The organism is Cephaloticoccus primus, assembly GCF_001580015.1.
Lineage (GTDB): Bacteria > Verrucomicrobiota > Verrucomicrobiia > Opitutales > Opitutaceae > Cephaloticoccus > Cephaloticoccus primus.
The window spans coordinates 24,478-36,570 of record NZ_LSZQ01000015.1 but is presented as its reverse complement, the minus strand read 5'-3'; the positions used below and the strand labels follow the sequence as shown (position 1 = coordinate 36,570).

Below are 12,093 nucleotides of genomic sequence, written 5' to 3'. Positions count from 1 at the left end.
AGGGGGGGGGGTAATATTATCTTTCGGGAAGGCAATACCCCATATTAAGAAATACAAGGGAGCGACATACAGGGATTTTATTACATAAAACATAGGAGCGTAAGAATCTCCACGCGCAAAATTCTCTGTAACTCAAAACCCATAGTGTATTTTATTTAGTGGATAGTAGTTTTCCCACGGCAGAGATCTACGCACCATTCGCACTGGGCCATCCGAAAAAACATGCAGTGCCGCTGGCAACACATACGCCACCGGATCTACTGTTTTATACGGTCAGCGCAGGGGGGGGGCTTCGGAGTGGCGCGCCTGAGGGCGGTGGCGGTGATCAAGCATACGCAGTTGCTGCCGTCTTCGGTGGGGAGCCAGCGGGGGTTTAGCGCGGCGAACTCGCGGTCGATTTCGTTTTGCAGTCCGCCGACTTCGATCAGCAGCAGCCCGTCGGGCGTCAGGCGCTCGCGCGCCTGGCGCAGCAGCTTGCGGATGATGGTGAGGCCATCGCTGCCGCCGTCGAGGGCGAGCCGCGGCTCGCGCGTAAACTCCACTGGCAGCGCGTCGCAGTGTGTGCTGGGTTCGTAGGGCGGGTTGCTCAGGATGAGGTCGTATTTCGCGGGCGGCACGGCGTCGAATACGTCGCTTTTGTGCAGCGCGATGCGCCCTTCCAGTTCGTGCTCGCTCACGTTTTTGGCGGCGACTTCGAGGGCAGGCGCCGACAGATCGATAGCATCGACTTGCGCGCAGGGGAAGTGTTGTGCCAGCAAGATCGCGAGGCAGCCCGAGCCGGTGCACACGTCCACCACGCGACGCACATTGTGAGGCTCACGGCCCATCAGCAGGTCGAGCGGCGGACCGATGAGCTCCAAAAAGTAGCTGCGCGGGATCAGTACGCGCTCATCGACGTAAAACCGCAGTTCGCCGAGCCAGGCTTCGCGCGTGATGTAGGCCGCAGGCGTGCGCTCGCACACGCGCCGCCGAAACACGTCGGCCAGCGCGGCGCGCTGTCGCGCATCGAGTCGCTGCGCCAGCACGCGTTCGTCGCTGTCAAGGGGTAGCGCGAGCGTGTGCAGGATCAGGTACAGGGCTTCGTCGTGCGCGCTGGTGGCGATCTGGCCGAGTGCCAGCGCGTGTGCCTCGTACTCGCCAAGGGCAAAGGCCAGCCACTCGCCGGGCGTCGCCAGGCTGCGAGCGCGGCGCAGAAATGCCGTGTCTTCGGAATTTCTCCGCTCGCCCTTCGCTCGCACGCCCGCAGCTGGTCGAGGGCGGCGTGAGGGGGAGCGGGCGGCTTGTTTCTTAGAGTGTGTCATTGGTTGGTTGAGGCGACGGCGAGGCAATGGCAAGCCGCCAGCGAGTGGCTCGCCAAAACAAAGAGTCGAAGACTCCACTACGCGTGGGGCGGTGGTCAGTGACCACTTCCATTTAATTTGCGATTTTGCCCGTGCGCGGCGCACGGGCAAAATCGCAAATTTAACGGGACATCCCCCTGTCGCGTTGCGACAGGAGAAGGGGCCAGAATCGCAGATGAGGCGCATACCCATTTGGGCACGGCGAAAAAGTTGACGGTGTAAACTCCCGCCTGACCGGAGGTCAGACTCATTCAACTGTGCGGCTTGTTCGTCGGGCGTTCCGCCCGACAGCAAGCCGTACAGTAAATGGGTGCAGGCACTGCCTGCCGCCCCACGCGCAGTGGAGTCGGGGACCCGTCTTATTGGCGAGCCGCTCGTTGGCGGCTCTTCTTCGACTCGTTCATTTTGCGGCGCACTCGTTGGTGCGCCGTCAGCTTCGCCCCGTTTTATGGGCCGCTGTGTGCAGGGGTTTGGCCTCAACTGCCGAGGGCTTGGTAGACCAACATCATCGGGGTGCTGACGAGGATCATGGCCTCCATGAGCAGCCACCGAAACGCGGGAATATTTATCGCCACGAGGATGATCAGAAAGCCCCAACGCGAGATTCCGTAGAAGGTCTCGTCGCGCATGCCCACGGCGTGCCGCAGGACCTGGCCGCCATCCAGCGGCGGCAGTGGGATGAGGTTAAACACGGCGAGCAGCACGTTGATGCCGACCAACTGGGTAAAGAGTTCTGCCGTGCGCGGCTCCCACTTGAACAGGAGTCCGCCCGCGATAGCGGCGAGCAGGGCGAGGACGAGGTTGCTGGCTGGCCCCGCGAGCGTGGTCAGCAGCTCGTCGCGCTTGCGGTGCGCGAAGTTCGCCGGATCGATCTGCACGGGCTTTCCCCAGCCAAAGAGCAGGGCCCCCGGGAGCACAAAGATGCACAGCAGCGGAAAGATCACCGAGCCCAGCAAGTCCATGTGTGCGAGCGGGTTTAGCGTCACCCGCCCCTGGCTCGCGGGCGTGCTGTCGCCCAGTTTGTGCGCCGTCACCGCGTGCGCCCACTCGTGCACGCAGAGGCTGGATATTAGCAGGATGTAAAAAATCGCGCCTTTGCGCAGCGTTTCGGGGTCGAGGCCGAGGTCCATTGTCGTGTGTGCGTGCGGATGGAGGAGGAGTGGGCCTACTTGTCATCGGCGCCCTGAGCTTGCGCAACCAGCTTTTCCCGCTGCGAGGCGAGGGTCGGCTCATCAATCGTGCCCAGCAGCGCGAGCGCGTGCTCGCGGCGGCCCGACTCCAGGCAAACCTTGGCCGCGTGCAGGCGGATGACCTGGCGCTCAATCTCGCTGCCCGAGCGGCTCTCCAGGCCGCCCCACACCTCGAGCGCCGCATCCCAATCGGGCTCCGGCACGTCGTAGAACGACTCGCCGTAGCGGTACACAAACTCGAAGCGCTCGGGCGCGAGCTCCGCGGCCTTCCTGAAACCCTCGTGCGAGGCGCTGTCCACGGCATCCGCCTCCCAATCGCCCGAGCGGACGAACTCCGCTCGCGAATTATGCAGCAGCGTCCCGAGCTGGTAGTGGTAGAGCGGCTCCTCGGGTGCGAGCCGGATAGCCGCCAGGTAATAGTTCACGGCCTCAAGCGGCTTTCCGTGCTCGGCGAGGTAGTTGCCGATCTGGTTTTTCACCAAGGGAATCTCCGGATCGTACTGGTTGGCCTTCAGCAGCAAGGCCACGCTCTCGTCCTCCATCCCGATCTTGCCCAGCAGGTAGCCATAGGCCGCGTAGCCCGCAGCGAACTTCGGGTTCTCGCTGAGCAGCGATTCGTAGGCGCGGCAAAGCTGCTGCACCTGCGCGGCGAAGTCCCCCTCGTCGAAGCGGCCCGCCTTCTCGCTCGCTGCCGCCGCCTCAAAAAGCGCGCGCTGCCGCTCGACCAGTTGGCGCAAACCGCGCTCGCTCAGCGACTCCTCGCGCCGGTCTGCGCGGGGCGCAGGCGGAGGAGGAGGAGACGGCGGCTGAGTTGAAGAAAGCGAGGCCGACGTACGCGGAGCAGAAGGCGTAGCAGGCAGCGCCACCGAATCCGCAGGTGGCACGGTTGGCACGGCAGAGCGAGCGGCGGGCGGCTGCGAAGCGCGCAATTCCGCGCGCGGCTCGGGCGCTCCGCCAGCACCTGTCTCCCCCGCTGCGCGCAGGCCCGAGCCCGCCCCAGGCGCCAACGCGCCCAGCCCCAACACCGCAAAAAACGACAACACACACTTCATCACCCGCGACAATCCGCCACCACCCGCCACCCGGTCAACCCCTACGCCCTGCGCAATGATAACTGCGGTGCACCGAGCCAATCTGATGGGCGGGGAAGGCTCCATGTGCGTCATAGTACAGGCATCACCGTTGACCGCTTTCTCCCCCCAATCGCAGGTTAACGGCGATGCCGCAGCTACGAGTCTTGAATACCAGCCGCGGACAGTCACTCGTAAACCCTGCCTGCGAGACCACTGCCCGTGACTCTTTAAATGTAAACCAAGGGTGCGCCCTGTCCGGTGAAGTAGTCGATCCACTGATTACGGCGGGCTTTATACGCGATTCCCGCCCCCATTGATAGGGACAAACAGTACTTTTTCTGATCTCCCACAAAGAGCCCTCCAAGGCTGCGTGTCTACAGCCTGTTACGCTGTCATTAATGTAGTCTCAGGTGTCACTAATACACACTCAATTTAATTCCCAATAAAAGTATCAGAGCGCGCTTTAATCATAACTGGTGACAGGACCAGCGGCCGCCATTTGAGAAACAGCCACATCATTACTTCTCAGCACAACCCGCTGATCGCCAGACATGCCATCTGACAGTGAGTTTAAAGATAATCATGAATAACAACCAGAAAATAACCAGTAATAGTAAAATCGTAATTGCCGGAGCGGGCATCGGCGGCCTGACTACTGCACTTTCTTTACACAAGGCCGGATTTACCAATATCGAAATTATCGAGTCAGCAAGAGAACTCAAACCATTGGGACTAGGAATAAATATCCTACCTGAAGCAGTAGGCGTCCTGTACAGGCTTGGCTTGATGCAACAACTGCGGAAAACCGGCATCGCTACTGCCGAGTTCCACTATATGGATCAAACCGGGAATCTTATCTGGTCTCAACGCTGCGGGCTGGGGGCGGGCAAAGCGTACCCGCAGTACTCCATCCATCGCGGCGAGTTACAGATGCTATTATTTTCGGTTGTAAATCAGCGACTTGGCTCCCAAGCCATCAAACTCGGAACATGCCTGGAGCACATAGAGCAAACCGCAAAACAAGTCACGCTGCACTGCCGTAATCGTGAAGATGATGACACTTTCCAGGCATCTGCCGATTTGCTGATTGGAGCTGATGGCATCCACTCGACAGTATGCTCTACACTGCATCCTCACGCCCCCTCAATAAACTGGAGCCCATTTACCATATGGCGCGGCATTACACTGATGGACACTTTTCTGGATGGGCAGACAATGATCCTCACTCACGACCCAAAGTGGACACGCCTGGCGACCTATGCTATCTCCAAACGCCATGCCGATAGCGGTAAGGCTTTAGTGAACTGGTTGTGTCTGGTCCCTCATGCAACTCTTCGTGCAAACAATATATCCGACGGAAATACATCAGGCAGCTTAGGTGACGTGCTTCCCTACGTTGCGCACTGGAACCTGGACTGGCTTGATGTGACGAATTTGCTAAGTAACAGCCAACTCATCTTGCAGTACCCCATGGTTGATCGCGACCCGCTGCCTTTCTGGTCAAAAGGAAGGGTTACTCTTCTCGGTGATGCTGCACACCCGATGTATCCGACCGCGTCAAACGGGGCCTCCCAAGCGATTGTAGATGCTGCAGTCCTCTCCAGCTCGCTAGCTAGAACGAATGACTTGAGTACCGCCCTTGCTGAATATGAGCATAAACGGCGCGATGCGTCCTACGGGATTGTACTTGCCAACCGAAAGCGCGAACGGGAGGAGTGGGCAGCAGCCACTATGGCCACTCATGCCAAACGTGCAGAAATGAATAGAATAATCAGTAACTATAACCAGGAAACGGAAATTGCGCGCAAAGTATCATAAAGATGGGCCCTCACTCCTGATAAGGGGCTGAAGCTATTGGGCAGTGATATAATATCAGAGCCACTCTTCCTGCTCCCTATGCCCTTCTCTGGAGGTCGTTTCGGATTAAAGCGACTCACCGGGTGTGAGCATGCCCGTAAAAAACCTTCATCAGGAACAGGCCTTGGGCGGGGGCGGTTTGCACGGCGGCGGTGCGGCGGCGCGAGGCGAGGATCGCCGCCAAATCCGCCGCGCTCAGCTTCCCCTCGCCCACTGAAACGAGCGCACCGACCAGACTGCGTACCATTTTGTACAAAAAGCCGTCGCCCTCGCACACGATGCGAAGCTGCGCGCCGCGCTGGATCACATCGAGTCGCCGCAGCGTGCGCACGGTGTCTTCGCGCGCCGGGCCGTTGAGCGCCGTAAAGGCGCGAAAATCGTGCCGCCCGAGCAGCCGCGCCGCAGCCGCGCGCATCGCGCCAACATCCAGCGGGCGAAACAGCGTCCAGCAGTAAGGCCGCGTAAACGGATCCGCATCGCCCAGGTGCAGCCGGTATTCGTAGCGCTTTCCCGTCGCCTGAAACCGCGCGTGAAAACTGGGCTGCACCGGCCGCGCCGACTTGATCTGGATCGCAGGCGGCAGGCCGCTGCGCAGTGCGAGCAGCAGCTTCTCCTCGCCGTGCGCCCAGGCCGCGTCGAAGTGGAAAACCTGCCCCAGCGCATGGACGCCCGCATCCGTGCGCCCGCTGCCCGTAATCCGCAGCGCACGTCCAAAAATCGCCGCCAGCCGCGCCTCAATCACATCCTGAATCGCCAGCCCGCGCGCCTGACTTTGCCAACCCGCAAAGCCCGTCCCGTCGTACGCGCAAACGCATTTCCAGCGGCGCAGTGGCGTAGCGACCTTGTTTTGCAGGCCGCCACGCGCGGGCCCCTCGTCAGCACGGCACGGCTCAGCACACAGCGCAGGGCGCGCAACGCGAGCGCTCTGCTCAACGCCACTCATCGGCCGCTCCCTCCCCTCCCTCGCTCCACTCAGCCGCAGACGAAATCGGCGGCGGCGCAGCAAAACGTTGGTTCAAAAAATCCTGGAGGATGAGCGTCGCCGCGCGCGAATCGATGACGCCCTGCTCGCGAAAGTCGCGTTGTTGGCGCAGCCCGCGCTTGGCCGCGCCACCGCCCGCTTTCCGCCCCGTCCCGGCGTCCTCGGCCTCGTAACTCGTCAACCGCTCGTCAACTAGGTGCACAGGCAACCCGAAGCGCACGCGCAGCTCCGCCGCAAACGCATCGACCTCGCGCGCCTTAAAGCCCGCCGAGCCATCCATATTATACGGATAGCCGAGCACGAAATCCGTGATCCGGCGCGCGTGCACGACCTGCCCCAGCGCCTCCCAACGCGCCGCCGCATCTGACTGCACCAGCGCAGGCAGCGGCGTCGCCACGCCCAGCTCATCGCCGTAGCCGAGGCCGATCCGGCGAGTGCCGTAGTCGATCCCCAGGCAGCGCATCATGCAGCGGATTCGAGCCAGCCCCAGCGCACACGCGCAATTATTAAAACGCTGGCTTAACCTCCGCCCCCAAACCCGCTCACCTTCGCAGCCCTCATGACCCACGCACCCGCCCCGCTCGAAATCTCCGTCGCCGAAGCCAGCCAATGGCTCGGAGCCACTGCCTCTGCTCCCGAAGCCCGCCCCCTGCTCATCGACGTGCGCGAAGCGCACGAGCTGGAAATCGCCCGCATCGACAGCGCACAACACATCCCCCTCGGCCAGCTCCCCGAGCAAGCTCACACGCTACCGCGCGACCGCCCCCTGCTCCTGCTCTGCCACCACGGCGGTCGCAGCCGCCGCGCCACCGAGTACCTGCGCACGATGGGCTTCGGCCAAGCCACCAACATCGCGGGTGGCATCGACGCCTGGGCCCAGCAAGTCGATCCCAGCCTCCGCCGCTACTGAGTGAGGAGGCGCACCAACGAGCGCGCCGCACCGCCGCCCGCGGGGAGCGGGAGGCAGTGCCCTACGCGGGCGGCGGTGGCGGGGCGCCACGTGCCATTTACTGTGCGGCTTGCTGTCGGGCGTTCCGCCCGACGAACAAGCCGCACAGTTGAATGAGTCTGACCGAAGGTCAGACAGAGATTTAACCCGTAAACTTTTTCGCCGCGCCCAAATGGGTAGGCGCTCCATCCGCATTAGATGCCTCGTTTCCTGTCGCAGCGCGACAGGGAGGCAAATTTGGGAATCGGGCTCCGTCGCGAAGCGGCGGGGCCGATTCCCAAATTAAATGGCAGGGGACACCGTCCCCCGCCCCACGCGCAGTGGAGTCTTCAACTCATTTTATTGGCCGCTGCGCGTCGCGGCCCAAGCTCGCGTTACACCCGCTGCTGCGTGTGCGCGGCCACGTAGCGCGCCACGTAGTCCGCAAACGCTGCCTTGAGGCGCATCGTTACCGTATCCGGCCCGACACGGAAGGGCTGCGCGTCAATCCGGCCCACCGGGGCAATGTCGCGTGTTGTCGCCAGCAAAAAACACTCCTCAAAACGCGAAAACTCCTCGGGCCGTATCACCGCCTCGCGCATGCTGAAACCCGCCTCTGGTGCGACTTTGGTCAGCACCAACTCGCGCGTGATGCCCGCCAAAATCCCTGATCGCAGCGGCGGCGTGAGAATCTCGCGCCCGCCAGAAACAACGAAGCCCAGATTACACACCGAGCTTTCGGCCACTTCACCCGCGAGGTTAGTCATCACGACCTCGTCGGCACCGCGGCGCCGCGCCTCACCCAGGCAGAGAATATTGTTCAGATAATTCCCCGTCTTCCACGCGGGGTTGAGCGTTTCGCTCGAATTGCGCCGCAGCGTGGTTGCCAGCGATAAGGCGTAGCCCGCGCGCAGCTTTTCCGCGGGCACATCCTTATTGGCGCGGACTAATAGTATAAAGTTGGCACCATCCGCGAAGCCCGGATCGAGACCGATAGGCCCGCCGCCGCGCGTGATCTGGAGCCGGATATAGAGCTCCCCCGCGTACTGCGTCGCGGCCCGATACGCTGCCGCCGTGCGTTTGATTTCCTCAAAAATCTGCTCCGCGCTCCAGTTTAGCAAAAATCCGAGCGCCGCCGCACTTTGTTCCAGTCGCGCCCAATGTTCACGCCACGCAAAGACGACTCCCTCATAAGTCCGCCACACTTCATAAACCGCGTCTCCGTATAAAAACCCACGATCCAGCGGGGAAATCGACGCCTGCCGCGCATCGTGCAAATGTCCATTCGTGTTGGCCTGTATATAGTCCTCCATTATCCCCCTTCCTCCCAAGAAAAGGGGCGACAGTGCAAGCCGCACCATCGCCCAAAACAAAAAACCTGAATGACCGTCAGGTAACGGTCACACAGGCCTGGAATTAATACTGAGGCTGCTGCTGCTCTTGGGGAGCGGCTTGTTCCGGCTGTGTCTCGGGAGCTTGCGACTCTGCACCGGAGGACTGCTCCTTGGAGCCACGCGGCTTCACCAAGCCGAACTCTTTCTTGATCTTCTGCACGCTGGGCAGCGAGATGCCGACCTTGGCCGCAACTTCAGAACCGGTTTGGCCCGCGTTGAGGAGCTCGATCACCTTGGCCTTCGCCTCGGGAGTGATGTTCTTACGCTTCGCACCCGGAGCGCGAGTAGCGGCGGCAACACCGCGACCGACCTTGGCCGAGCCGAGCGCCGACTTCAGCGCCTTGATAAAGGAGTCCGCATCGGCAAAGCCGTATTTAGCGGGCAGTACGGCGAGCTCCTTGAGTCGTTCGTTGGCGATTGCTTGCTCCAAGGCGGCAACCTTGGCACGCGCTGCGTTTAGTTTTTTTAGTTTGTTATCGATCATCTTTGGGAAAAAGAAGCCTTAGATAGGTACGGGGAAATTCATTTAGCAACCCTTCATTTCATTCTATTTTAAAAAAATATTCGCCTCCTCCTTTTAATTCAGGGGCCAGAAGCGGCTATTACATCTCCCCGGGCCAGGGCAAAACGTAGAGTTACCCACCGGCGCACACTTGGCGTGCCGCCAAGCATGCTTTCGCCCAAGTCACAATAGAAAGGCGTGGCATAAATCAATTTTTCGCTCCCATTTCGTCATGTTTGTGGGCGTAGATCCCGGTAGTCGGCGCGTTATATAGCGCGACCGCTCTTGTTAACAAACGCTTCTCCCTCGGGCGCGGTGCCCCGGTGCTTTGGGGCGCCGCGCAGGGGTTGATAAACAGGAGTAGGGTTAATCCGGTACAGGCAGGTTTAGAATTTCCAGGTCACGGAGCCGGAAATGGCAGCAGGGTTGCCGACCATGATGTTGTTGCGCGAGAGGTGCCCGTAGTGACGCGCGTTGGTGAGGTTCGTCACATCGACGCGATACACAAAGCTGCCGCGCGTATAGCTCACGTAGGCATCGGCGATAGTGCGGGCGGGGAGGTAAAAGGTCGGCTGGTAAGGGATCGGGTTATCGGGCGTCGAGGCTTCGGTAAAACCTGCACGCGGGATGTCTCCAGCGGCCTTGCTCGCATAGTTAACGCCGATACCAACGGCGACTCCGTTGAGCGGCCCACTTGTCACCGCGTAGCGCACAAAGGCGGCAGCCGTCTGCTCAGGCGTGCCGCGCAGGATGACGCCATTGGGGTCGCGGTTTTTCATATCGTCGTAGCTGGCGATCACGGAGAGGCTGGGCGTGATGTTGCCCGTGACTTGAAACTCCCAGCCCTTGGCCTCGCGCGAGAGGATGAGGTCGGGCAGCAGCGGCGAGGGCGCGGGCGAGACGAGGTTGGCGGGGTTGTATACGCCGTAGCCCGTTTGCTCGATCTCGTAGTAGGCCACCGAGGCGATCAAGCGGCCGCCGAAGAGCAGCATTTTCGCGCCAAACTCGTCTTGCTTGCCCTGCGAAAAGGCGGGCGCTGTGCCGCGCATCACTTGCTCGAAGTTTCCGGCAGGTACGGCGTTTTCGCTGTGGCCAAAGTAGAGCGAGAGATTCTCCAGCGGCTTGGCGACGAGGCCATAGTTGTACGTGGCCTTCGAGCCGGAGCCCGGGAACATCTGTCCGGCGACGGTGAGCGGCGGGCTCGCAGCGGAGAGCTTGTTGCCGCTCGTGCCGTTGTAGCTGAGGTGCGAGACGCCGCCGGAAAGCACCAGCCGCCGATCCAGCAGCTCCAACGACTCGGTCAGGTAGACCTGGTAGCGGCTCGTGATGTCGCGCGTATCGCGGCTGATGGGAAACTCGAGCGGCGCGCCGGGCTGCGTCCAGCCAGCCACGGTGAAGTCGGGCAGCTGCTCGTTACGCGTCTGCACGTTGCCGTGGAAATAGTTGTACGCGAAGCCGACCATCGTCGTCGATTTGACTGCGGGGTTATCGACGATGTAGGCCCAGTCGTTCTGGATGTCGCGCTCGCGGCGATTGGAGATGTTGTGCACGCCGAAGTGTTGAAACGTATCGCTCACGACCGGCGCGGGCGTCGCCACAAAGGTCGGCGTCGCGGGATCGACCGAAGTTTTCACCCAGAGCACGCCGCCCTCCCAGTTCCCCGTGTAGGGATTGTGGCTGCCACCAGGGTGCGACAGCCCGAAGCCAAAGCCCTGCTCGTCCTGGTCGACATAGCCGATCCGGCCCGCCAGCCGCACCGAAAGCCTGTCGGTGAGCGTAGAGCTGAAGTGGAAGCTCAGCGCGTGAGTCTCGGCGCCGCGCACACTGTGTTTTTTGCCTGGCGCCGGGTTAAAGTCACGCGGGATGCCCTGCATCAGCCGAAACCCCGTCGTCGTACCGACGCCCGGATCCACCGGGATGCCCTCCGGGTTGGCGACATCGGCGTCGAGGTACTCGTAGCGCAGCGTGAGCAGGCTCTGCGGCGCGAGCCGCCAGCTCAGCGAAGGCGAGACGAGCAGCGACTCGCGATAGGAGCGCTTCACGTAGCCCTCGCTGTCCTGCGCCGCCGCGACCAGCCGGTACGCGAGCCGCCCATCGGCCAGCGGGCCCGTCACATCGGCCTCGACGCGGTTGGCATCGTACTGGCCGAGCTGCGCCTTCACATAACCGCCCGGCGTAAACTGCGGGCGCTTGGTCACCAGGTTGATCGTGCCGCCCGGCACACCCGCGGGCTGGAGCACCGAGTCGGGGCCCTTGATGATCTCTATCCGCTCAATCGCCGCCGAGTCGTAGTTGGACTGCGCGAAGGTCGAGAACCCATCGATCCGCCGCCCCTGCGTTTGAAAACCACGGATGTTTACGCGGTCGTGGCCGTTGGGGATCGTGGACTCGGAGATGCCCGCGACGTACTTCGCCGCATCGCGAAACCGCGCGCTGCCGACGTCCTCCAAAAACGCACCCGTGAGCACCGTCACGCTCGTCGGCGAGTCCATGATGTTGGTGCGGATGCGGCCGCCCGAAGCCGCCTCCGCCGCTTGATAACGCGCGGGCTGGTGGGCCGAGATTTCAAACGGCGAGAGGACGACTGCCTCTTCCGTCTCCGGCCCGCGCACGGCCCGCGCGACCTCCGGATTGGCAAGCTGGGCAAAGCCCAGCGGAGCAGTGAGCGCCAGCGCAGCCACGCCGCGCAAAAGCGGATTCCTTTTCATAAGTCAGACTTGGGGTTTGGGGTTGTTAGGGGTACTTCGTCGGGCACAGCCAAGCCGCACCCAACGCCCAAACCAGAAATCCCCCCACCCACCTCAGCGCAAGCCCCACCACCTGGGTA

Annotated in this window: 10 protein-coding genes; 2 read left to right on the top strand and 8 right to left on the bottom strand. The window is 61.8% G+C overall.

The genetic code is table 11. The features are described 5' to 3' along the window. Window positions 1–257 precede the first annotated feature (257 nt). The 3 genes from prmB to AXK11_RS02190 form a co-directional block, all read right to left on the bottom strand. A complete protein-coding gene (prmB, locus tag AXK11_RS02200; protein ID WP_082780767.1) occupies window positions 258–1,301 on the bottom strand; it encodes a 50S ribosomal protein L3 N(5)-glutamine methyltransferase in 1,044 nt (347 codons plus the stop codon). Window positions 1,302–1,816: 515 nt separating this feature from the next. Next, window positions 1,817–2,470, bottom strand: coding sequence for a site-2 protease family protein (locus AXK11_RS02195; RefSeq protein ID WP_068628891.1), 654 nt, complete (start codon window positions 2,468–2,470; stop codon window positions 1,817–1,819). A 35-nt stretch (window positions 2,471–2,505) separates the two neighbouring features. Beyond that, a complete protein-coding gene (locus tag AXK11_RS02190) occupies window positions 2,506–3,423 on the bottom strand; it encodes a tetratricopeptide repeat protein (RefSeq protein WP_156469143.1) in 918 nt (305 codons plus the stop codon). Between the two features lie 762 nt (window positions 3,424–4,185). Here AXK11_RS02190 and AXK11_RS02185 point away from each other — a divergent pair. After that, window positions 4,186–5,421 (top strand): FAD-dependent monooxygenase, encoded by a 1,236-nt coding sequence (locus AXK11_RS02185; protein WP_156469142.1) that lies wholly within the window; start codon window positions 4,186–4,188, stop codon window positions 5,419–5,421. Between the two features lie 115 nt (window positions 5,422–5,536). On the opposite strand, the gene truA is transcribed toward AXK11_RS02185, so the two are convergent. Both truA and ruvX read right to left on the bottom strand, forming a co-directional pair. Beyond that, complete coding sequence (gene truA / locus AXK11_RS02180) at window positions 5,537–6,403, bottom strand: tRNA pseudouridine(38-40) synthase TruA (protein ID WP_082780766.1); 867 nt, start codon at window positions 6,401–6,403, stop codon at window positions 5,537–5,539. Beyond that, a complete protein-coding gene (ruvX, locus tag AXK11_RS02175) occupies window positions 6,390–6,908 on the bottom strand; it encodes a Holliday junction resolvase RuvX (protein ID WP_231865722.1) in 519 nt (172 codons plus the stop codon). The genes truA and ruvX overlap by 14 nt, the downstream gene beginning before the upstream one ends. 93 nt (window positions 6,909–7,001) lie before the next feature. On the opposite strand from ruvX, the gene AXK11_RS02170 reads away from it, so the two are divergent. Then, complete coding sequence (locus AXK11_RS02170) at window positions 7,002–7,352, top strand: rhodanese-like domain-containing protein (protein ID WP_068628885.1); 351 nt, start codon at window positions 7,002–7,004, stop codon at window positions 7,350–7,352. Between the two features lie 413 nt (window positions 7,353–7,765). Here AXK11_RS02170 and AXK11_RS02165 read toward each other — a convergent pair whose 3' ends face one another. The 3 genes from AXK11_RS02165 to AXK11_RS02155 form a co-directional block, all read right to left on the bottom strand. Then, on the bottom strand, window positions 7,766–8,683 hold the full coding sequence (locus AXK11_RS02165) for an aminotransferase class IV (RefSeq protein ID WP_068628883.1): 918 nt from the start codon (window positions 8,681–8,683) through the stop codon (window positions 7,766–7,768). A gap of 103 nt (window positions 8,684–8,786) precedes the next feature. After that, window positions 8,787–9,248: a helix-turn-helix domain-containing protein gene (locus AXK11_RS02160; RefSeq protein WP_068628881.1), complete on the bottom strand. Its 462-nt coding sequence runs from the start codon at window positions 9,246–9,248 to the stop codon at window positions 8,787–8,789. 404 nt (window positions 9,249–9,652) lie between these two features. Continuing rightward, window positions 9,653–11,974 carry a TonB-dependent siderophore receptor gene (locus tag AXK11_RS02155; protein ID WP_068628879.1) on the bottom strand — a complete coding sequence of 774 codons (2,322 nt, stop codon included), beginning with the start codon at window positions 11,972–11,974 and terminating at the stop codon, window positions 9,653–9,655. Between the last annotated feature and the right edge of the window lie 119 nt (window positions 11,975–12,093).